At 60.5% G+C, this 21194-nt stretch carries 22 protein-coding genes; 13 read left to right on the forward strand and 9 right to left on the reverse strand.

Annotated features, from left to right (window positions below; translation table 11 throughout):
• The first annotated feature begins 403 nt into the window (after nucleotides 1-403).
• From modA to modC, 3 genes are all read left to right on the forward strand, one after another.
• A complete protein-coding gene (gene modA, locus AC244Q_RS21840; protein ID WP_128407771.1) occupies nucleotides 404-1195 on the forward strand; it encodes a molybdate ABC transporter substrate-binding protein in 792 nt (263 codons plus the stop codon).
• A 244-nt stretch (nucleotides 1196-1439) separates the two neighbouring features.
• A complete protein-coding gene (gene modB, locus AC244Q_RS21845) occupies nucleotides 1440-2141 on the forward strand; it encodes a molybdate ABC transporter permease subunit (protein WP_128407780.1) in 702 nt (233 codons plus the stop codon).
• Nucleotides 2138-3205, forward strand: coding sequence for a molybdenum ABC transporter ATP-binding protein (gene modC, locus AC244Q_RS21850; protein WP_128407772.1), 1068 nt, complete (start codon nucleotides 2138-2140; stop codon nucleotides 3203-3205). Before modB ends, modC begins: the two co-directional genes overlap by 4 nt.
• Here the strand turns inward: modC and AC244Q_RS21855 are convergent, their stop codons facing one another.
• Nucleotides 3206-3583 carry a winged helix-turn-helix domain-containing protein gene (locus AC244Q_RS21855; protein WP_128407773.1) on the reverse strand — a complete coding sequence of 126 codons (378 nt, stop codon included), beginning with the start codon at nucleotides 3581-3583 and terminating at the stop codon, nucleotides 3206-3208.
• A gap of 210 nt (nucleotides 3584-3793) precedes the next feature.
• On the opposite strand from AC244Q_RS21855, the gene rsfS reads away from it, so the two are divergent.
• From rsfS to AC244Q_RS21885, 6 genes are all read left to right on the forward strand, one after another.
• Nucleotides 3794-4237: a ribosome silencing factor gene (rsfS, locus tag AC244Q_RS21860; RefSeq protein WP_003589592.1), complete on the forward strand. Its 444-nt coding sequence runs from the start codon at nucleotides 3794-3796 to the stop codon at nucleotides 4235-4237.
• 118 nt (nucleotides 4238-4355) lie between these two features.
• On the forward strand, nucleotides 4356-4838 hold the full coding sequence (gene rlmH, locus AC244Q_RS21865) for a 23S rRNA (pseudouridine(1915)-N(3))-methyltransferase RlmH (RefSeq protein ID WP_113546695.1): 483 nt from the start codon (nucleotides 4356-4358) through the stop codon (nucleotides 4836-4838).
• A gap of 188 nt (nucleotides 4839-5026) precedes the next feature.
• Nucleotides 5027-6430 (forward strand): murein hydrolase activator EnvC family protein, encoded by a 1404-nt coding sequence (locus AC244Q_RS21870; RefSeq protein WP_128407774.1) that lies wholly within the window; start codon nucleotides 5027-5029, stop codon nucleotides 6428-6430.
• The gene (locus tag AC244Q_RS21875; RefSeq protein ID WP_017995549.1) at nucleotides 6420-7742 is read left to right on the forward strand and encodes a S41 family peptidase; all 1323 of its coding nucleotides are present in this window, start codon (nucleotides 6420-6422) and stop codon (nucleotides 7740-7742) included. Before AC244Q_RS21870 ends, AC244Q_RS21875 begins: the two co-directional genes overlap by 11 nt.
• A gap of 76 nt (nucleotides 7743-7818) precedes the next feature.
• Entirely contained in the window at nucleotides 7819-9012 is a 1194-nt protein-coding gene (locus AC244Q_RS21880) for a divergent polysaccharide deacetylase family protein (protein WP_128407775.1), read from the forward strand.
• Between the two features lie 63 nt (nucleotides 9013-9075).
• Nucleotides 9076-9609, forward strand: a complete 534-nt coding sequence (locus AC244Q_RS21885; RefSeq protein WP_017995551.1) for an RNA pyrophosphohydrolase — start codon at nucleotides 9076-9078, stop codon at nucleotides 9607-9609.
• A gap of 166 nt (nucleotides 9610-9775) precedes the next feature.
• Here the strand turns inward: AC244Q_RS21885 and bfr are convergent, their stop codons facing one another.
• The 5 genes from bfr to AC244Q_RS21910 all read right to left on the reverse strand — a co-directional run bounded on the left by bfr (nucleotide 9776) and on the right by AC244Q_RS21910 (nucleotide 16610).
• On the reverse strand, nucleotides 9776-10261 hold the full coding sequence (gene bfr, locus AC244Q_RS21890; protein WP_012759495.1) for a bacterioferritin: 486 nt from the start codon (nucleotides 10259-10261) through the stop codon (nucleotides 9776-9778).
• Nucleotides 10227-10658 (reverse strand): (2Fe-2S)-binding protein, encoded by a 432-nt coding sequence (locus tag AC244Q_RS21895; protein WP_113546691.1) that lies wholly within the window; start codon nucleotides 10656-10658, stop codon nucleotides 10227-10229. The genes bfr and AC244Q_RS21895 overlap by 35 nt, the downstream gene beginning before the upstream one ends.
• A 90-nt stretch (nucleotides 10659-10748) precedes the next feature.
• Entirely contained in the window at nucleotides 10749-14213 is a 3465-nt protein-coding gene (locus AC244Q_RS21900) for an error-prone DNA polymerase (protein ID WP_128407776.1), read from the reverse strand.
• Nucleotides 14210-15625 (reverse strand): Y-family DNA polymerase, encoded by a 1416-nt coding sequence (locus tag AC244Q_RS21905; protein ID WP_245460661.1) that lies wholly within the window; start codon nucleotides 15623-15625, stop codon nucleotides 14210-14212. The genes AC244Q_RS21900 and AC244Q_RS21905 overlap by 4 nt, the downstream gene beginning before the upstream one ends.
• A gap of 40 nt (nucleotides 15626-15665) precedes the next feature.
• Entirely contained in the window at nucleotides 15666-16610 is a 945-nt protein-coding gene (locus tag AC244Q_RS21910; RefSeq protein WP_245460659.1) for an ImuA family protein, read from the reverse strand.
• Nucleotides 16611-16771: 161 nt separating this feature from the next.
• Here AC244Q_RS21910 and AC244Q_RS21915 point away from each other — a divergent pair, with 161 nt between their 5' ends.
• Nucleotides 16772-17209 (forward strand): metallopeptidase family protein, encoded by a 438-nt coding sequence (locus tag AC244Q_RS21915; RefSeq protein ID WP_003543974.1) that lies wholly within the window; start codon nucleotides 16772-16774, stop codon nucleotides 17207-17209.
• A 104-nt stretch (nucleotides 17210-17313) separates the two neighbouring features.
• Here the strand turns inward: AC244Q_RS21915 and AC244Q_RS21920 are convergent, their stop codons facing one another.
• A complete protein-coding gene (locus tag AC244Q_RS21920; RefSeq protein WP_012759499.1) occupies nucleotides 17314-17520 on the reverse strand; it encodes a DUF1737 domain-containing protein in 207 nt (68 codons plus the stop codon).
• Nucleotides 17520-18440 (reverse strand): HpcH/HpaI aldolase/citrate lyase family protein, encoded by a 921-nt coding sequence (locus AC244Q_RS21925; RefSeq protein ID WP_128407778.1) that lies wholly within the window; start codon nucleotides 18438-18440, stop codon nucleotides 17520-17522. The genes AC244Q_RS21920 and AC244Q_RS21925 overlap by 1 nt, the downstream gene beginning before the upstream one ends.
• A gap of 138 nt (nucleotides 18441-18578) precedes the next feature.
• Between AC244Q_RS21925 and AC244Q_RS21930 the strand changes: the two genes are divergently transcribed.
• From AC244Q_RS21930 to leuD, 3 genes are all read left to right on the forward strand, one after another.
• Entirely contained in the window at nucleotides 18579-18812 is a 234-nt protein-coding gene (locus tag AC244Q_RS21930; protein ID WP_012759501.1) for a hypothetical protein, read from the forward strand.
• A gap of 112 nt (nucleotides 18813-18924) precedes the next feature.
• Nucleotides 18925-19347: a VOC family protein gene (locus tag AC244Q_RS21935; RefSeq protein ID WP_012759502.1), complete on the forward strand. Its 423-nt coding sequence runs from the start codon at nucleotides 18925-18927 to the stop codon at nucleotides 19345-19347.
• Between the two features lie 134 nt (nucleotides 19348-19481).
• Nucleotides 19482-20090 (forward strand): 3-isopropylmalate dehydratase small subunit, encoded by a 609-nt coding sequence (leuD, locus tag AC244Q_RS21940; protein WP_012759503.1) that lies wholly within the window; start codon nucleotides 19482-19484, stop codon nucleotides 20088-20090.
• A 60-nt stretch (nucleotides 20091-20150) separates the two neighbouring features.
• Here the strand turns inward: leuD and AC244Q_RS21945 are convergent, their stop codons facing one another.
• Nucleotides 20151-21083, reverse strand: a complete 933-nt coding sequence (locus AC244Q_RS21945) for a pyridoxal-phosphate dependent enzyme (protein WP_012759504.1) — start codon at nucleotides 21081-21083, stop codon at nucleotides 20151-20153.
• Nucleotides 21084-21194: the final 111 nt, after the last annotated feature.

The following is a 21194-nucleotide window of genomic DNA, read 5'->3' on the forward strand; positions in this document are numbered from 1 at the left end:
AGTGTTGTCGACCCTATCGAACGGCTATGGGAGGAGGAGAAGCCGTTCGATGAGTATGTTGTACCATATTTCGCAGGAAGATGAACATCGATTGGTGCATTGCAGCAATGCATTGTGCGCAAATCTTGAGGCGGATTTGGCTTCATCATTGCCGCTTTTATTAGCAAAAATTAAGGAAACATCCCCCGCTGCCCGGAGTCCTTGCGGTTGGCAAACTGACTCTGGGTATTTTCGCCATGCTGATCTGACTTTCGCCGGAAGCCATGCACCTCACGAATGCGTGAACATTGCGCCGCTGCGAACGCGAGCACCCGATACGGTTATATTTTCCTGGATATATCCCTAGCCAAGATGCCTCGCCCGTTATATTCGTCGCAATATTTCGAACCCTGGGGAATAAGTCATGCAAAACCGCCGCCAATGGATGAAACTGGCAACCGCTGCGATCGCCGGCCTCTGGCTTGGCGCGACAGCGCTGCCGGCGCCTGCCGCCGCAGCCGAAAAGCTCACCGTCTTTGCGGCGGCGAGCCTCAAGAATGCGCTCGACGCCGCCAATGCCGCCTGGGCAAAGGAAAGCGGCAAGGAAGCCGTCGCCTCCTATGCGGCGAGCGGCGCGCTGGCCAAGCAGATCGAAAGTGCCGCACCCGCCGATGTCTTCATCTCGGCCGACCTCGACTGGATGGACTATGTCGCCAAGAAGAACCTGATCAAGGCCGATACCCGCTCCAACCTGCTCGGCAACAAGATTGTGCTCGTTGCCGAAAAGGACAAGGCAAAGCCGGTTGAGATCAAACAGGGCTTCGATCTTGCCGGACTCCTCGGTGACGGCAAGCTTGCCATGGGCGAGCCGAAATCCGTTCCGGCCGGCAAATACGGCATGGCGGCGCTCGAAAAGCTCGGCGTCTGGAAATCGGTCGAAACCAAGGTCGCCGGCGCCGAAAGCGTGCGCGCCGCCCTGGCCCTCGTCTCCCGCGGCGAAGCGCCCTTTGGTATCGTCTACCAGACGGATGCCGCAGCCGATAAGGGTGTCGCCATCGTCGGCACTTTCCCCGCCGAGTCCCATCCCCCGATCATCTATCCAATTGCAATCCTCGCCGAGAGCAAGAACCCGGATGCATCAGCCTATCTCGACTTCCTGAAGTCCGACAAGGGCGCCGCTTTCTTCACGGCGCAGGGTTTCACCATCCTGAAATGACTACGGATTTGCACATGAGGGCCTCACTTGAGGCTCACATCACGATGCTTCAGTCTGCTGACGAAGACCGCTAACTACTCTATCGTCATGCTCGGGCTTGTCCCGAGCATCTGCATCCGGTCGATTTTGGATAGGCAGCAGATCCTCGGCACAAGGCCGAGGATGACGCCGAGTAAAGAGCGAGATTTGGCAACAAACGGCTTGCATGTGCGAGCCTTCATTTTGAGAGGAATAGAAGCGCTTGTTGGACGCTCTGGGCTTGAGCAATGAGGAATGGACGGCGATCCTGCTCAGCCTGCGCGTCTCGATTGTCGCCATGTTGGCGAGCCTGCCCTTCGGCATCCTCGTCGCCCTCCTGCTAGCCCGCGGCCGCTTCTGGGGCAAGTCGGTGCTGAATGGCGTCGTTCATCTGCCGTTGATCCTGCCTCCGGTCGTCACCGGTTTCCTTCTCCTCATCCTGTTTGGCCGCCGCGGTCCGATCGGTAGCCTGCTCGACCAGTATTTTGGCATCGTCTTGTCTTTCCGCTGGACGGGTGCTGCACTGGCCTGCGCCATCATGGCCTTTCCGCTGATGGTGCGCAGCATCCGCCTGTCGATCGAGGCGGTCGACCGCAAGCTGGAAGAGGCGGCCGGAACGCTGGGCGCCGGCCCTGCCTGGGTTTTCCTGACGATCACCCTGCCGCTGACCCTGCCCGGCATCATCGCCGGCATGATCCTTTCTTTTGCCAAGGCGATGGGCGAATTCGGCGCGACGATCACCTTCGTCTCCAACATTCCCGGCGAAACCCAGACGCTGTCGGCGGCGATCTACACCTTCACCCAGGTGCCGGGCGGCGATGCCGGCGCGCTCCGCCTGACGCTTGTCGCCGTCGTCATTTCGATGGCCGCCCTGCTTGCCTCCGAATTCCTCGCCCGTCTCGCCGGCCGGAGGATCGATCCCGAATGACGCTGATCGTCGAGGCAAAACAGAGGCTCGGCGCCTTTTCGCTCGATGCCGCCTTCATCTCCGAGCGTGGCGTCACCGCGCTGTTCGGCCGCTCCGGCTCCGGCAAGACCTCGATGATCCGCATCATCGCCGGCCTCGCCCGCCCGGACGAAGGCCGCGTCGTCCTCGACGGCGAGCCCCTGACCGAAACCGCAACCGGTATCTTCGTCCCGAAACATCGCCGCCGCTTCGGTTACGTCTTCCAGGAGGCCCGGCTTTTCCCGCATCTGAGCATTCGCGCCAATCTCTCCTATGGCCGCTGGTTCGCAGCAAGACCGGCACACGGCGAGAGCTTCGACCGCATCGTCGACCTGCTCGGCATCGAGACGCTGCTGGAGCGCAGCCCCTCGAAACTTTCCGGCGGCGAGAAGCAGCGCGTCGCCATCGGCCGCGCGCTTCTCTCCTCCCCCCGCCTGCTGTTGATGGACGAGCCGCTCGCCGCCCTCGATGAGGCGCGTAAGGCCGAGATTCTGCCTTATCTCGAGCGATTGCGCGACGAAACCGACATACCGATCGTCTATGTCAGCCACTCGATCGCCGAGGTGGCGCGGCTGGCAAACCAGGTCGTCGTCATGCGTGACGGCAAGGTGGAAGCGACAGGCCCCGCCGTCGACATATTGAGCCGCCCCTCCACCGCCTCCGACCGGCGCGAGGCAGGCGCACTGCTGGAAGGCACGGTGGAAAGCTTCGATGCGCGACACCGTCTATCGACGGTCGCGCTGAAATCGTGCCAGCTCCATATTCCGGGCGCGACCCTTGCGCCCGGCAAATCGGTCCGCATCCGCATTCCCTCCCGCGATGTCATGCTGGCGACCGCAAGGCCCGAGGGGCTGAGCGCGCTGAATATCCTGGAAGCAAGGATAGACGGGATGTCCTCGACCGAGGACGGAACGGTGGAAATCCGGCTCGATTGCGGCGGCGATATCATTCTTTCCCGGATCACCACATTGTCCTGCGAGCGTCTCGATCTTCGACCGGGAAGGGCGGTCTTCGCCGTCATCAAGACAGTTGCCCTGGAGGCCTGATCAGCCGCGCTCGCCCTGCTGCAGGTTGCGCTTGCCCTCGAGCCAGGCGAGATCTTCAGCAAGGCTCGTGCGCATCGTCCTTTCCATCCGGCGGAAACGCTCGAGCAATTCCTCGCCGAACGGCGTCAGCGCCGCGCCGCCGCCCTTCTGCCCGCCGCGCTGCGATTCCACCACCTGTTCGTTGAACATCCGGTTCATCTCGCTGACCAGCAGCCATGCCCGCCGATAGGACATGTCCATCGCCCGCCCGGCCGCCGAGATCGATCCGGTCTGGCGGATATGCTCCAGCAGTTCCATTTTGCCATGGCCGAGACGATCCTCGTCCGGGAAGCTGATTCGCAGGACGGGCACGAGTGTTTTTGCAGCTGAGTCGGTCATTGAATCTGGAGATCGTGGAATTTGCCGCACTTTACGCTGCGGCATGGAAACTGTACACCGCCCGCACGAGGCCGCCCCGAGCAGTCAAATACTTCAATTCGAACGGCAGATCGGATTTTCGGCCGTTCTGTACCTTAGCATGTCTTGAAACATTAATGGTTTGATGCCTATCTTAACCATGATCCGGTCGCGATCGGATCTGTGTTGTGCATAGTTTGTCATTCCAGGAAAGGGAAAGCACTGACAACAGTACACGCCAAGGGAAAAACGTTCGCCGTTATCCCGAAGAGTGCGGAACGTGGCGCCGATGCCGCCGCCCGTGCCCTAGAAACCGTCCTCGCCAGCCTCGAGGACTCCAAAGCTGAAGATATCGTCACCATCGACATTGCCGGAAAATCGGCGCTGGGAGACTACATGATCGTCGTCTCCGGCCGCTCGAACAGGCATGTCATGGCGATCTCGGATCACCTGCTCACCGACCTCAAGGACGACGGCCTCGGTACGGCCCGCGTCGAAGGTCAGGAAGGCGGCGATTGGGTCCTGATCGACACCGGTGACATTATCGTGCATGTGTTCCGTCCCGAAATCCGCGAGTTCTACAACATCGAAAAGATGTGGGCGGCTCCGGATATGGATGAAGAAACACGGCACTGACAGGCGGGCCGGCATTTTGTCCGGCGCCTGAGACGTGGCATTGGCTGGCCGGCAAACATCACAAGCCGGCCGGTGGCGTAACGTGCGCCCGATGTGCTGCATGAGCGGGAGCGGATGAATGCGAATAGGTCTTTTTGCGGTGGGACGGCTGAAGTCCGGCCCAGAAAAGAATCTTGCCGCCCGTTATTTCGACCGTTTCGCCAAGGCCGGCCCTGCCGTCGGCCTCGAATTGACCCGCGTTGCCGAAGTTGCCGAAAGCCGGGCCTCCAATGCGGAGACCCGCAAGCGCGAAGAGGCGGCGATGCTTCTGAAATCGCTTGCCGATGGCAGCATCCTCATTCTTCTCGATGAACGCGGCAAGGCGCTCGACAGCGAATCCTTTGCAAACCTGCTCGGCTCCTATCGCGACCAGGGCAAACGCGAGCTGACCATCGCGATCGGCGGCGCCGACGGCCTCGATCCCTCGCTTTACGACCGTGCCGACGCGACGCTGTGCCTGGGTAAGATGACTTGGCCGCACCAACTCGTGCGCACGCTGATCGCCGAGCAGCTCTATCGTGCCGTCACCATCCTGTCCGGTCACCCCTATCACCGCGTCTGATGCCGCATCGGCCTGATGCGTCGGCCCGATACCCCGGCAATGCGTCGCAATGTCACGCAGCCGTGTTTGCTTGGCCACCCGTTCTCCTGCAAACCTTATGGCAAAGTGCACCAAATCAGCTTAGTCTCCGCGCGATTTGAGAAAGTGCCCCAACACGCATGTCGAGAGCATCCACCAGGCGACACCGCATGATCCTGCCGGCTATCGCGGCCGGCGTCGGTGTGGCGGTGATTGTCGTGTCGGCAAATCCGTTCATCGTCCGGGCGCAGGATGCCGCGCCCGAGGCGGCACAATCCGCACCGCAGCCGGCAGCCGAGCCGCCGCCGCCGCCCGATCCGGCGGCCGAACTTGCCGCCAAGCGTGATCAGACCCGTGCCGAACTCGAAACCCTGTCGAAGACGATCAGCCTCTCCACCGACAAGGTGAGCGCGCTTCAGCAGAGCATCGCCGATCTGGAAAAGAGCACGGAAAGCGTCCGCCAGGCACTGATCGATTCCGCTGCCCGCCGCAAGGCGCTCGAAAAGCAGATCCTCGAAAGCGAGAAGAAGCTTGCCGATCTCGGCGTCAAGGAGGATGGCATCCGCCGTTCCCTGCACGAGCGCCGCGGCCTGCTGGCCGAGGTGCTGGCAGCACTCCAGCGGATGGGCCGCAACCCGCCACCCGCTTTGCTCGTCACCCCCGATGACGCGCTCGGCTCCGTGCGCAGCGCCATTCTGCTCGGCGCCGTCGTGCCCGGTATCCGCAAGGAGACCGATAAGCTTGCCGCAGACCTCGCAAGCCTTGCCGCATTGCAGACCGCAAGTGCTGCCGAGAAGGCCTCGCTGACCGGGACGATGACCAACGGTTTCGAGGAAGAGCGGCGCATGGACCTGCTGCTTGCCGAAAACGACAAGCTCAGCCGCAGCAACGCCACCGAACTCGGGGCCGAAAGGAAACGTTCCGAGGAACTGGCAGGCAAGGCGACCAGCCTTGAAGGTCTGGTCGCCTCAATGGAATCCGAGATCGCTTCGGTGCGGGATGCCGCCGCTGCCGCCCGCCTGGCGGAGGAGAACCGCAAGCTTATGACGGACGAGCAGCGCGCCCAGGCCAAGGCGCTTGCCGACAGCGGCGTGCCCGATAAAAACCGCATTGCGCCCGCATATCCCTTCGGAGAATTGAAGGCGAAATTGGAGGTGCCCGTTACGGGTGATATCCTGCGCCAGTTCGGCGATGCCGACGGCACCGGGCACGAGGCCATGGGAATGACGGTCGCCACCAATCCAGAGACAGTGGTGACGGCGCCTGCGGATGGTCTGGTGGTTTTCGCCGGCGCATTCCGCAGTTACGGCCAGATGATCATCCTCGACACGGGTGATGGATACCACCTGGTTCTCTCGGGAATGGATACGATCAATACCCGTCAGGGAAAATTCGTTTTCTCCGGCGAGCCGCTTGCCGTGATGGGCGCGAAAAGAGTGGCAAGCGCAACTGCATTGGCGCTGGAAACGAACCGGCCAACGCTTTACATTGAATTTCGAAAGGACGGTAAACCGGTCGATTCCCGGCCGTGGTGGACCGCCAAAGACACTGGAAAGGCACGCAATGATTCGTAGGGCTTCTCTTGTTCTGGTCGGCGCATTGATGGGTGCGACCGCAATGAGCGTCATTTACTCGGCGGGTGTGCCGGCAGAAGCGGCCGGATCCTCGACCTACAAGGAACTTTCGGTTTTCGGAGATGTCTTCGAGCGTGTGCGTGCGCAATATGTGACACCGCCTGCGGAAGACAAGCTGATCGAGAACGCCATCAACGGTATGCTCTCCTCGCTCGATCCGCATTCGAGCTACATGAATGCGAAGGACGCCGAGGACATGCGCACCCAGACCAAGGGTGAATTCGGCGGCCTCGGCATCGAAGTCACGATGGAAGACGAACTCGTCAAGGTCATCACCCCGATCGACGATACGCCCGCCGCCAAGGCCGGTGTTCTCGCCGGCGACTACATCTCCGAGATCGACGGCCAATCCGTGCGCGGCCTGAAGCTGGAAGACGCAGTCGAGAAGATGCGTGGCGCCGTCAACACGCCGATCAAACTGACGCTGATCCGCAAGGGTGCCGACAAGCCGATCGAGCTGACGATCGTCCGTGACGTCGTCGCCGTCCAGGCAGTCAAGTCACGTGTCGAGGACGATGTCGGTTATCTCCGCATCATCTCCTTCACCGAGAAGACCTATCCTGACATGGAAAAGGCGATCAAGAAGATCAAGGACACCGTTCCGGCCGACAAGCTGAAGGGTTACGTGCTCGATCTGCGCCTCAATCCGGGCGGTCTGCTCGACCAGGCGATCAACGTCTCCGATGCCCTGCTGCAGCGTGGCGAAGTCGTTTCGACCCGCGGCCGCAATCCGGATGAAACCCGCCGCTTCAATGCCGGCCCGGGCGACCTGACGGATGGCAAGCCGGTGATCGTGCTGATCAACGGCGGTTCGGCTTCCGCATCGGAAATCGTCGCCGGCGCTCTTCAGGATCTGCGCCGTGCCACCGTCCTCGGTACGCGCTCCTTCGGCAAGGGCTCCGTCCAGACGATCATCCCGCTCGGCGAAAACGGCGCGCTGCGCCTGACCACAGCGCTCTACTACACGCCGTCGGGCCGCTCGATCCAGGGCACCGGCATCACCCCCGACATCAAGGTCGAGGAGCCGCTGCCGCAGGAACTGCAGGGCAAGATGGTGACCGAAGGCGAATCCAGCCTGCGCGGTCACATCAAGGGCCAGAGCGAGACGGACGAAGGTTCGGGCTCCGTTGCCTACGTCCCGCCGGACCCGAAGGACGACGTTCAGCTGAATTACGCGCTCGACCTTCTGCGCGGCAAGAAGACCGATCCGGCCTTCCCGCCGAATCCTGACAAGGCCGTCGTCGCCAAGTAATCGATCACGTCAAGGCCGGGCACCTCGCCCGGCCTTGACCCTTCTGCTGTTTCCCGGTTTTGGAGCGGGCGAAAAATTGGGAACGGACCTGCATACGCCTCTGGGCCGCAACCGCAAAACCGGCCGCAAGCGTCCGGGTTTTCTGCGCCTTGGCCGCATCGCCGCCAGTCTTTGCCTTTTCGCCATAGGCGGCTTTTCCCTCTATACGGCGTTTCGCGGTGATGGGCTCGAACGCACCAAACCGCCGGCGGCCGAACAAGCCGCAACCCCCCCTGCCAATACGCCTCAGCCGACGGCCACCACCGGCCAAGCTGCTGACGGCATGCCCCGCGCCGACCCGCGCTCGGGCGCCAATGTCGAGCAGATGGTCACCGGCGACGGCTCGGTCGTCACCAAATACAGTCCCCGCCCGCGTGACGGCGGCGGGCCGGTGCTGGTCGACGCCATGCAGATCGGCCAGGATCCGCGCATGGCAGCCCAACCCAATGATGCGCTGCTCGAAGAGACGCCTTTTGGCAGGCTACCGATCGTCGGCCCGGATGGCCGACGGCCGATGGATCAATATGCGCGTCCCTCATCCGGCGCGCGCGGCGTCCGCATCGCCATCGTCGTCAGCGGCCTCGGGCTCAGCCAGACCGGAACGCAGCGCGCCATCGCGGAGCTTCCGGAAGAGATCACCTTCGCTTTTGCCGCAAGCGGCAACAGCCTGCAGCGCTGGATGCAGGAAGCCCGCCGCGGCGGTCACGAGATCCTTCTCCAGGTGCCGCTCGAACCCTTTGATTACCCGGCGAACGATCCAGGCCCCGAAACGCTACTGACCACGAAACCCGCCGCCCGCAACATCGAGAACCTGCACAAGGCGATGGGCGAGATCACCAACTATACCGGCGTCATGAATTATCTCGGCGGCCGTTTCCTGTCCGATCCCGCCGCCATGGAACCTGTCATGCGCGACATCGGCAAACGCGGGTTGCTGTTTCTCGACGACGGCACTTCGGCGCAGTCGAAGACGGCGGCGATCGCCAAGGGAACCGAACTGCCCTATGCCTTCGCCGACCTGCAGCTCGACGGCCAGCTTGATGTCAATGCTGTCCTGAAGAAGCTCGACGAGCTTGAGCGCATCGCCCGCAAGAACGGCCAGGCAATCGGCGTCGCCTCGGCTTTCGATGAGAGCGTTGACGCCATCGCCAAATGGAGCGAGGAGGCCGCGATGCGCGGCATCGAGATCGTCGGCGTTGCCGCCCTTTCCAACGACCCCCGGAATCCTTGAAAGTATCCTTGAGATGGATCCTTGAGAGATATCCCTGAGAAGAATTCCTGAACGGAGAAGATGATGAGCCAGGCGACTGTGAAAGCCGAGGATCTGCCCTACCGCCCCTGCGTTGGCGTGATGATCCTGAACCGCGATGGCCTCGTCTGGGCAGGACGGCGCATCTCCGTCGGCAATTCCGAATATGACGGCTCGCCGCAGCTCTGGCAGATGCCGCAGGGGGGCATCGACAAGGGCGAGGATCCATTGGACGCTGCCTACCGCGAGCTTTACGAGGAGACCGGTATGAAGACGGTGACCCTGCTTGCCGAAGCGAGAGACTGGATCAACTATGATTTGCCGCCGGCACTGATCGGCATCGGGCTCAGGGGGAAATTTCGCGGCCAGACGCAACGCTGGTTCGCCTTCCGCTTCGACGGCGACGACAGCGAGATCGCCATCAATCCGCCCCCTGGCGGCCATGAGCCGGAATTCGATGCCTGGGAATGGAAGCCGATGCAGCAACTGCCGGGGCTGATCGTGCCCTTCAAGCGCGCCGTCTATGACCAGGTGGTGGCCGAGTTCCAGCATCTGGCAGCACTACAATCGGAAGACTGATCGATACTGTATGATCGCGATTGATCAGGTCCGTTTTGATTTCAGCAGATGGAAATGAGGGACACCGGTTTCGATCCGGTTTGATGCAGCCGATCGCGGTGGACGGCAGCTGATAATTCGATAGCTAACACCGGCCGCCATCGGCGGCCGGCATCTCGTTCGAATATTATTCGGCTTCGTTGGCGGAATCGGCGTTGAGCTGGCCGTATTTGCTCTCGCCGATTTTCCCGAGCAGGTCGATCTGTGTTTCGAGGAAGTCGATATGACCTTCCTCGTCCGCCAGCAGCTCCTCGAAAAGTTTCATGGAAACGTAGTCGCCGGCGTCATGACAGATATCGCGCGACTTTTTGTAGGCCGCGCGAGCGTCGTACTCGCCGGCAAGATCGGCTTCCAGAACTTCCTTGACGTTCTGGCCGATGCGCAGAGGTGCAAGGGTCTGCAGATTGGGATGGCCTTCGAGGAAGATGATGCGTGCAACAAGCCGGTCGGCATGGTGCATCTCTTCGATGGATTCGGCGCGCTCCTTCTTGGCGAGCTTGGTATAGCCCCAGTCCTCAAGAAGACGATAATGAACCCAGTATTGGTTGACCGCACCGAGTTCGAGGAACAATGCCTCGTTAAGCCGCTCGATGACCTTTTTGTCGCCTTTCAATGTCCGCTCTCCTGTTTTCCTCATGGAATTGTTTCAAGCGGGACATGAAATCAAATATTTCGGTCTCCGTCGAGTGGCGACGGGCGTGATATTCCTCGGTTGTCTGGATAATGATGTCGACGACGTTGGGGAAACAGCCGCAGCAGCGGCCGCGTTTTTCCATGGCGTGGTAGACTTTCGCAGGCACGATGAGCTGCCAACAGTCTTCATCGAGAAGGTTGGTGATAACCTCCCGGATTTCCTTATCGGTTATATAATTGCAGCTGCAGACAAGCACGTCTTCATTCCAAACATGACACTGACTATCGTGTTTTCTGCTAAAGAAGATGGTGGCTGTCAAGAAAAAATTCGAGTCCCACAGCGTCAAACAGCGATGTACGGTGAGGCCTCCATGCATGTCGTTCGGGATTATGCAGCGGTTTCAGGATGATGACGCCATAAGCCAAATGAAGGTGCGCCGCATGGTCTCGATCGGTGCGATGCATTTTTAATGAAAGTTGCGTCCGCGCGGCATCACCTCAGCGGTTTCCGCCGCGCCCGCATGGCGGCCTGTGGCAACCATGCGTTTTTCCGGGTCCGCCGTTTCCTGCGCATTTACAAGCTTTTTCTGCCGCTGATCGGCACCCGGCCTCAGCACCTCGTCTGCTCGCTCGCAGACGCCGAAACGCCGGGCCTCGCGTTGCAGGATACCGAGTGCCGGCGTCATGTCCTCGATATGCTCGACGACGGTATGGATCACCCCGCTCTGGCATTGCAGCCTGCCGCGGATTTTCACCAGCCGAGCGCCCATCACGACCGAGCGGTATTTGTCGAACATTTTCGACCAGACGATCGCATTGGCCACGCCGGTCTCGTCTTCCAGCGTCATGAAGATCACGCCTTTGGCCGAACCAGGCCGTTGGCGCACCAGCACGAGGCCCGCGATCGTCACCCTCTTTCCGTTCGCGACCTTCAACAGATCGACATTGCGTGTGATGCCGGCCTTGCGCAATTCCTCACGCAGGAAGGAGACGGGGTGCGCCTTCAGCGACAGTGAGAGATAACGATAGTCCTCGATAACCTGCTCTCCGGGCAGCATTTCCGGCAACTTTGCCGCAGGCTCGGCCTGGAGGTCGACATGACGAACCTGCTCGAAAAGCGGCAGCTCCTCGGTCGCACTCCTCACATCCAGCGCCCGCACTGCCCAGAGCGCGTCGCGTCGTGACAGTTTGAGGGATCGGAACGCATCGGCATCCGCCAGTCGCTCGATGACCGATTTCTGCAGACCGGACCGCAGCCAGAGATCACGCACCGAGCTGTAGCCTTCGCCGCGATGGCTGACGAGCCGTTCCATATCGTCTGTCGAAAGGCCCTTGATCTGCCGGAAGCCGAGCCGCACCGCATGCCGGGTCTTGATGATCTCGCGCATCTCATGATGCCGAAAATCGATAGCATTCCGATCGAAAGCGGCCTCTTCCAGACCGCAATCCCAGTTCGAGTCATTGATATCGACCGGCAGGATCGCTACCCCGTGCTCGCGTGCATCCCGCACCAGCTGCGCCGGCGCATAAAAGCCCATCGGCTGGGAATTCAGCATCGCCGTGCAGAAGACGTCGGGATAATAGGCCTTGAGCCATGAGGAGGCATAGACGAGCAGTGCGAAGGAGGCGGCATGGCTTTCCGGGAAACCGTATTCGCCGAAGCCTTTGATCTGGTTGAAACATTGCTTCGCGAACTCCGGATCATAGTCCTTTGAGACCATTCCTTCGATAAACCGCTTTTCGAAGTTGCCGATCGTACCCGTTCTCTTGAATGTCGCCATCGCTCTGCGAAGCTTGTCGGCTTCCGCCGGTTTGAAGCCTGCGGCGGTAATGGCGATCTGCATGGCCTGTTCCTGGAACAAGGGCACGCCGAGGGTTCTTTCCAGAACCGTTTCCAGCTCCTTGCTCGGATATTTGATCGGAATGTTCTTGGCCCGCTGCTCCCGGCGCTTCAGATAGGGATGCACCATGTCGCCCTGGATCGGTCCTGGCCGCACGATCGCCACCTCGATGACGAGATCGTAGAACACCTTCGGCTTAAGACGCGGCAGCATGCTCATCTGCGCCCGGCTTTCGATCTGGAAGACGCCGAGCGTATCGGCCCGGCCCATCATCTCGTAAACCGGCTCGCCTTCATCCCCATGCTCCTTGTTACCAAGGTCTGCGAGCGTCTTCTTCACGTCGTAATGCAATTCAAGCAGCGAGAAGGCCTTCCGCAGGCAGGTCAGCATGCCGAGCGCCAGCACATCCACCTTGAGGATCTTGACGTTATCGAGGTCGTCCTTGTCCCACTCAATCATGTAGCGATCCGGCATCGCCGTCTTCATGATCGGTACCACCTCGTCGAGCCTATCGCGCGTGATGACGAAGCCGCCGACATGCTGGGTGAGGTGGCGCGGGAAGCCGAGAAGTTCGGACGCATACTGAAGAACGTTTCGGGTCACCGGATCCTTGATGTCGAGACCCGCCGCCTTCGCGTCCCGCTCCGAGAGATTATCCTCCGACCAGCCCCAGACGAGGCTGCTGATCGCCGACTGGACATCCTCCGACAGCCCAAAGGCCTTGGAGACCTCGCGGCCCGCCGAGCGCGTACGGTAGGTGGTCACCCCCGCCGTCAGCCCAGCATGTTCTATGCCGTATCTTTTATAGATGAACTGGATGACCTCTTCACGCCGGTCATGCTCGAAATCGACATCGATATCCGGCGGCTCGTCCCGGTCCATCGAAATGAAGCGATCGAAGAGAAGCGTACTCTTTTCAGGATTGACTTCCGTTATCTCGAGGCAATAGCAGATGACCGAATTTGCCGCCGATCCGCGCCCCTGGCACAAGACCTTAAGTTCATAGCGGGCGTGCTGGATAATCCTGTGAACCGTCAGGAAATAGGAAGCATATTTCTTCCTTCCAATCAGATCGAGTTCATACTCGATCTGCGGCGCCACCTTCGGCGGAATACCCTGGGGATAGCGTCTTGCTGCTCCCGCTCTCGTCAGCCTTTCGAGTGTCTCCTGCGGCGTTTCACCAGGATCGTTTTCAGGCGGATAATTATGCTCCAGCTCCTTCAGCGAAAAGGTCAGCCTGTCGAAAAATACCTGCGTATTCTCGATCGCATTAGGATAGTCCCGGAAGATCCGGGCCATTTCACGTGAATCCTTGAGATAGCGTTCGGCATTCGGCGCCAGCAGGAATCCGGCTTGCGCTATCTGTACATGCTCCCGGATCGCGATCACGACATCCGAAAGCGGCCGACGTTCGGGATGATGATAAAGCGGCTGGTTGGTTGCAATCAGCGGCACGCGGTTTCGGGCGGCGAGCATGGAAAACACCGCAAAGACCTGCCTGTCGCGACCGTCATAGGCTGGCGCCAGCGCCATAAAAAAAGCCTTGCGGAAGCGTCTGCGAAACCGTTCCAGATAATCTTCCAGCGTCGACTGAGCTGCCTGATGATCGACAAGGGTGCGATCCGGAACGAGGGCAAGCATCATCTCGTCCCCCCATTCCATAAGCTCCGCTTCCGTGAGAATGCAGCTTCCCTTGACCGCTTCTTTCTTCAGATTGCCGGCGGTGAGAAGACGGCAAAGGTTCGCCCAGCCCCGCCTGTTGCTGGGATAAGCGAGGATATCGGGAGTTCCGTCGGAGAAAACGAGACGGGCACCCGGCTGAATCCGGATAGGATCGAGAATGACCTCCGTTTTTCCTTTCTTCTTCGCCTCGGCTAAAATCGCATCCTTGTTCCTGTATCTCTCCTCAAGCTGCTCCGCCTGTGCATGCGCCCGCACCACGCCAGCAACCGAATTCCGGTCCGCAATCCCGAGGCCGCCGAGCCTGAGATGAGCGGCCTGTACGACCATCTCTTCCGGGCCGGAGGCTCCTTCGAGAAACGAGAAATTCGTTCGCGCACCGATCTCGAAAAATACGGGCTCGCTCTTCATGCAAACACACCGTGCATGAACCAGCGAGGATGGAATTCCTGACCATAGAAACCGCGACGATAGATCCAGAAACGATGCCCGGTCTCGTCCTCGATGCGAAAATAATCACGCGCCTCGGCGTCATCCCCATCGATCCACCACTCCATGGCAATCCGTTCCGGCCCTTCACTTCTTGCCACCTGATGCTGCATGCGCCGCCAGCGGAAGATCTGCGGCGGACCATCGGGCACTTCGGCAAGGATGGGCTCGACGGGCTCTGGCGTTGCAAAGAGCCGCAGCGGGCGCTCTTCGCGGAAAGGAAGCTGGATGTCCTGCTCTGCCTTCCGCCTGGGAAGGCTCTCCATCACAGGAACCGTGATGACGGCGCGTTCCGGAACATGGCTCTCGCGGAGCTGGAAGCTTTGCAGGCAATCCGCACCAAGTCGGGCCGAGACCCGGTCGACGAAGGCCGAAAGCGAGACCTCTCCCTGACGGTCGCCCTCGAAATCACCCTGCGCCTCGTTGAAGGGATCGTGCCGCAACACATTCAACCGCAGGATCTCGAAACCATAGCCGGCATCGAGATCGTCATAGACCGCCTGCAATCGCTCGGAAAAAAGTCCGGCGATGAACTTTGGTTCGCGAAGCGGCTGCGAAGCGCCGACGGAGATACGAAAGACCCTGCCGTCGACGCGGAACAAGACCAGTTCGAACACCCGCCCGCCAGCACCCCGCGCCTCCAGCGACGGCTGCAGCGATAAGGCGACCTGCCTGGTGACGGCAAGGATCTGTTCTTCCGTCCCGATGGGCTCGATCAGCCGGCTTTCGGCCGAGAGGCTGGCAACAGGACGCCGGGGCGAGACCGGCTCCTCTTCACGTCCCAGCGCCTGGTCGAGACGCAGAAGCAGCTCCGGGCCGAACCGGCGGGTCAATGGCGCTCGCGGCGCATCGATGACGTCGCCGATATATTTCAGACCGAGCTTCTTCAGAGCATCGACGGTCCGTCCTTCCAGCCGCAAGGCTGCAACCGGCAAGGACACCAGCACATGTTCCGTCTCTTCGTCCTCGATCACGCCGCCTTGCCCGAAGCGGGACGCGGCCCAGGAAAGGCCGGGTGACGATGAGATCGCGCCGCGGGCATCGAACCCCATATGAAAAAGCCGCGACAGCACATCCCGAAGAAGCGCCTTTTCACCGCCGAAAAGATGGGCGCAGCCGCTAATGTCGAGAAACAGGCCGTCCTTGCCGTCGAACGCCACCAGCGGCGTATAACGGTCGCACCAGTCGGCAATTGCCTCCAGCAACCGGCGGTCGGCCGCCGGATCCTCTTCCGCGACCTCGAGCATGGGGTACATGGCGCGCGCTTCGGCAACGCCGAGCTCCTTCCTCAACCCCAGCCTCTCGGCCAACTCGTCCAGTGCCGTTAGCCGCATGGCATTGTTGAGCTTGCCGGAACAGACGATAGGCGGCGTCTCAGGACGCCCTTTCGAACGCCAGGAGAGCCCCCATCGCTTGCGGGCGATGCGGTCCGTTGGCAGATGCGGGAAGCTGAGCGCCAGAATGCGCTGACTGTTCGCCTGGAGGACGAACGAGGTTTGGTTCGGCGACAGGGAGAAATTCGCGTTCATGGGGATTCCACTCCAGAAGAAAGGAGAGCGGGGCCGGATTTCGGCTCTTCTCCAGCGTCAGACGGAAAATCGGATTGCCGATGCTGCCGGAAAGTGTCGATCCATCCGGCAACGACCGCAGAGCGGACGGGGCCGGTTCGACATGCAGACGGAAGGCCGCACTGCTTGCCTCCTCCGCCCCGGCCTGACGGACAAGAAAGAGCGGACGGCGGGCAGCATGCGCCCTGAGACTGAGCCTGCGGCTTTCGGTCAGGCCGAAATGGGCGGGATTGCCCCGGACTTCAAAGATGACGGCCGAGAAGGCAGCACTTTCCACCGCCACCTCCGCCAGCCAGAGCGCCTCGTCCAGCTTGCGCGGCGCGGCATGGAGAAACCGCTCCGGGCTCAGCCCGAAATCCCGAAGCCCGGGAGCATAGGGACGGCCGGCCTCCAGCGTGCCGACGGCATCGCCGATCCAGAGCAACGGCAGAAGGCGGCCGGCATCCGCCTCCTGTTTTTGCAGCCGCGCGGCAACAGCCATCGCCAGCCCGCTTGCAGCACCGGCATCGCGAGACAGAGCGGAACGGAATTCGGTGATCGCATCGAGCGGCAAGCCGCCTTCCAGGGCGCCGTCGAGAAACTCCACCCCAAACGCCAGGGGCGGCAGAATGCGCTCCTGGCGGGTCTTACGTCCTTCTGCCAGGGCTTCCCGCTCCGCTGCGGCAAGTGCCGGCGCGAGTCTTCCCTCCAGTCTGGCGATGGTTTCGCGGAGCGCAAAAAGCCGCTCGCGCGCCAGGGCGTGCTGCGCCATGGCGTTCTCCGATCCGTCTTGTTCCTGTTATGTTCTTATAGATTCCAGAGAGCTAATGAAGAGTCAACGGCCATTTTCTATGAAAATATTCCTGCCTTTGATTCCGCACTCGAAAATCGGCGATAAAGGTTCTATATGGGCCCGCAAAGGAAGGAATATTCATGGCCCGCATAGACCAGAGCGATGATTGGCGGGACCGCCATGCGCCGACGATCAGCGCCTTCGAGTCGCTGGCGATGGAGGCCTATAGCCATCTGCCGGATGAATTCCGCCAGCTGACGACCAACCTCACGATCGAGATCGAAGATTTCCCCGATGACGACGTTTTCGAGGACATGGCGCTGGAAACCCCTTTCGATCTGCTTGGCCTTTTCGAGGGCAGGGGCATTTCCGAACGTTTCACGGTGGAAACCGGCGAGATGCCGAACCGCATCCGCCTCTACCGCCGCCCCATCCTCGATTACTGGGCTGAGAACGACGAGACGCTCGGCGATATCATCACCCACGTCCTGATCCACGAAATCGGCCACCATTTCGGGCTGAGCGACGATGACATGGAGCGGATCGAGGCAAGCGCCGAGGAAGCAGCCGAGCGATAGAGCGCCGCGCGTCCAAGGACGCGCTAAGGACGCTCTATCACTTTCAATCACGCATAATCCTTTCCGAAAATCGATTACGATTTTCGGGGTTATGCGCTAAAACCTCACTGCTCGGAGAGTTTCATCTCAGGATCGTAATCCTTGCCTTCGACATGTTTGACGACGGCCTGGCCGCACTGCATCGCGCCGATTGCGGCATTGAAGGCATAGGTCGGGGAGCCCTCCAGCGACCAGCCCTTGTTGAGGGCGGCGGTGACCTTATGGCAGAAGGAAGCATCGTCAGGACCGGTCAGGAAGCGGTAGAGTTTCATCACATCGTCTTTCGTGCTGCAGCCTGGCGGGCTGCGATCAGGCGGGCTTTATGGACCAGACTTTCCGCCTGGACAAGATGCAGCCGCTCGACCATCCGCCCGCCTGCATTGATGACGTTCAGCCCATCGGAAGCGGGGTCGGCAAAGGCTGACATGATCGCCTCCGCTTCCGCAATCGCTGCCGGATCCGGACCGAAATGGCGGTTGGCGGGCTCGATCTGCGCCGGATGGATCAGCATCTTGCCGGCAAAGCCCATGGCCCGGCCCTGCAGACATTCGGCATCAAAACCCTGTTCGTCCCTGAAATCGTTGAAGACGCTGTCGATCGCATCGAGCCCGTAGGCGCTGACAGCAAGGACGACCTGCATCAGCCACGGCACGAGATAGTTCCTCCCTGGCTGTGGAAGCACGCCGGTTTCCTTGCGCAGGTCGTTGAGCCCGACGACCAGGCAATCGAGCCGCGAGCCCGGCGTGCGCCCGGCTTCGGTGATAACAGCCGCATTGAGGATGCCGCGCGGCGTCTCGATCATCGCCCAGATGCGCAGATCTTCCGGCGCATCCGCCTCGGAGAGAAAGTCACTGAGCGCCATGACATCCTGCGGTTCGTCGACCTTCGGCAGCAGCACGGCATCAGGAGCAAGCGCCGTCACCAGCTCCATGTCCGCCAGGCCGAAATCGGTGGACAGGCTGTTGATACGGATGATCCGCTCCTTGCCTTCGAGCGGTCGAGCCGAAAAGAAATTCCTCAGGTTTTCCCGCGCTTCCGCCTTCTTTTCCGGCGCCACGGAATCCTCGAGATCGAAGATCACCGCATCGCAATCGACCGCATGGGTTTTTTTGAGGGCGCGGGGATTGATGGCAGGCACGCTCAGCACCGAACGGCGCAGGCGCATGGAGCGGGTCGTGGGGTTTCGGCTCATGGCGAATTAGTGCCAAGCTTTGAAAGCCGAAGCAAGCAGCCCACCCCAGAACATCTAGCAGAACAACAAAAAGCCATGCTTGCCTTGCAGAGAGGAAGGAGAAGGACCACATTCCTTTCCGAAGAAAGGTCTCTAACCATGCAGAACATTCGCTCCATCTTCCTCATGCTTGCCGGCGCCACCGTTTTCGTGGCCATGCTGCTTTTCACCTTTTCGGTGACGCTCGCCGTCGGCGGCATCCTGACCGTGCTCATGGTCGGACGTGCGCTTTCGATGAAGATGAAGCCCGTTCCGGTCCGCGCCAAGGCAAACAACGGTAAGCGTGAGATGCGCGTGTGGAACGACGGCCGCGGCACGATCATCGATCTCTGATCACCGGATTTTCCAAAAATTTTGACCGACACTGTCGGCTCCAGATTCCATCATGCGTCCTTGAAACAGCCAGGCATTCCGCCGGCTCGTGAAAAACGTATGGAGGACGAGCATGGATACGACGACAGAGAGCAACTCGACCAAGATGCCGCCGGTCAAGAATGGCCTGCTGCCCTATCTGACGGTCGATGGCGCGGTGAAAGCTGCGGAATTCTACAAGAAGGCTTTCGGCGCCGAAGAGGCATATCTTGTGCCGGTCGACGAGAGCGGCAGAACGATGCATGTGCATCTCTACATCAACGGCAGTTCCCTGATGTTGTCGGACGCCTATCCCGAATACGGCCATGCCTTCAAAGGCCATGAAGGCTTCGCCATCCAACTGGTGATCGATGATATCGATTTCTGGTGGGATCGCGCGGTTGCCGCCGGCGCCGAAGTCGTCATGCCGGTCGAACTGATGTTCTGGGGCGATCGCTATGGCCAGCTTCGTGATCCGTTCGGCGTCCTCTGGGGGTTGAACGCACCGTCCAAATAAGGGACAGGCCGCAATCGGCGGACCGCGCGAAACGTCGCGTGGCCGCCATCTGTGAAAGATTCTCCTTCATTTCGGCGAAAAACTGGACTAGATGCAAATTCAGAGAGTAGATTTGCTGAAATGGAGCATAGGTCATGGATAAATTCGTGAAGCTCACGGGCGTTGCAGCGCCGCTGCCGGTTGTCAACGTCGACACCGACATGATCATTCCGAAGGATTATCTGAAGACGATCAAGCGCACCGGCCTCGGCACCGGCCTCTTCGCGGAGGCTCGTTATAACGAAGACGGCTCAGAAAACCCGGATTTCGTGCTGAACAAGCCGGCCTATCGTGATGCCAAGATCCTCGTTGCCGGCGACAATTTCGGCTGCGGCTCCTCGCGCGAGCACGCGCCCTGGGCGCTTCTCGATTTCGGCATCCGCTGCGTCATCTCGACCAGCTTTGCCGATATTTTCTACAACAACTGTTTCAAGAACGGCATCCTGCCGATCAAGGTCAGCCAGGAAGATCTCGACAAGCTGATGGACGACGCCTCGCGCGGCTCCAACGCCGTCCTGACCGTCGATCTTGAGAATCTTGAGATCACCGGCCCCGATGGTGGTTTGATCAAGTTCGATCTCGACGAGTTCAAGCGTCACTGCCTGCTGAACGGCCTCGATGACATCGGCCTGACGCTGGAAAAGGGCAAGGCGATCGACAGCTTCGAAAAGAAGAACGCTGCTTCGCACCCCTGGGCAGCCTGAACCTATCCAATCGGTTACCGATCAAGCCGGGCCTTTCGCCCGGCTTTTTCTTTGGTTGGGTCAAAGAAATTTTTCTTTCCAGCCCCTGAGTTTTTCGAGCGACACGCCGATGCCGCCGCAGACTTCGATAAGCGGATTATCGAAGCGCTGAAGCAGCCCGGCATGTACATCGGCAACCGCAAGGGCCGCACCGCAAGCCGGCTCGACCAGAATGCGCTGCGCATCGGCAAATTTCAGGCAGGCGGCAACGGCATCGGCGTCGCTGACGACAACACTTTCGATCGGATGCTGCTTCGGCAAGTCGAAGACATGCTGCGCCACCTGCCGCGCCCCGAGCGAATTGGCAATCGAAGTAATGGCGGGAAGGGTGATACGCTCATTCGCCTTGAGGCTGGCGTTCAGCGAGGCCGCCCCCTCCGTTTCGACGGCGATAACAGGCACATCGGAAAGCCCGTTGCGCTTCAATCCCTCGACAATGCCGGCAAGCAGCCCGCCGCCACCGACGCTGGTGATGACGCAATCGAATTTTGCCCCCTTCGCCACCACCTCGTCGATCAGCGTGGCATGGCCATCCCACAGAAGCGGATGGTCGAAGGGGTGAACATAGGTTGCCTTGCGGCTCCGGGCGAGTTCGACTGCATGAGCATTGGCCTCATCGAAAACCGAACCATGAACGAGGACATTCGCACCCGTTGCGGCAATCGTCTGCCGGACATCGGCCGCCGTCGTCTCCGGCACGACGATCGTGACCGGCACACCGAGCGCCCGGCCGGCATAAGCCGCGGCAATGCCGGCATTGCCGCCGGAAGCGCAGAAGATCTCGCGCGCCCCATTTTCCACCTCGTGCTGGCAAAGCCGGCCGACGCCGCGCAGCTTGAAGCTGCCGGAAGGCTGCAGAGCATCGAGCTTCAGCCAGAGAGGTTTGCCGCTGGCGCTATAGCCAGGTGCCGTCTGAACCAAGGGCGTGTCGAGATGGAGAGGTACGAAAGGCATGGGAACCATCCAGGATAAAGATAGGGTAACCGTTTAATCCGTTTGCGGACGCAGGAGCAACCGTCACTGCTCAGAGCGAAGCGTACCGATTCACCGCTTCTGTCGCTTGAA

This window comes from Rhizobium sp. CB2179, from assembly GCF_057653455.1.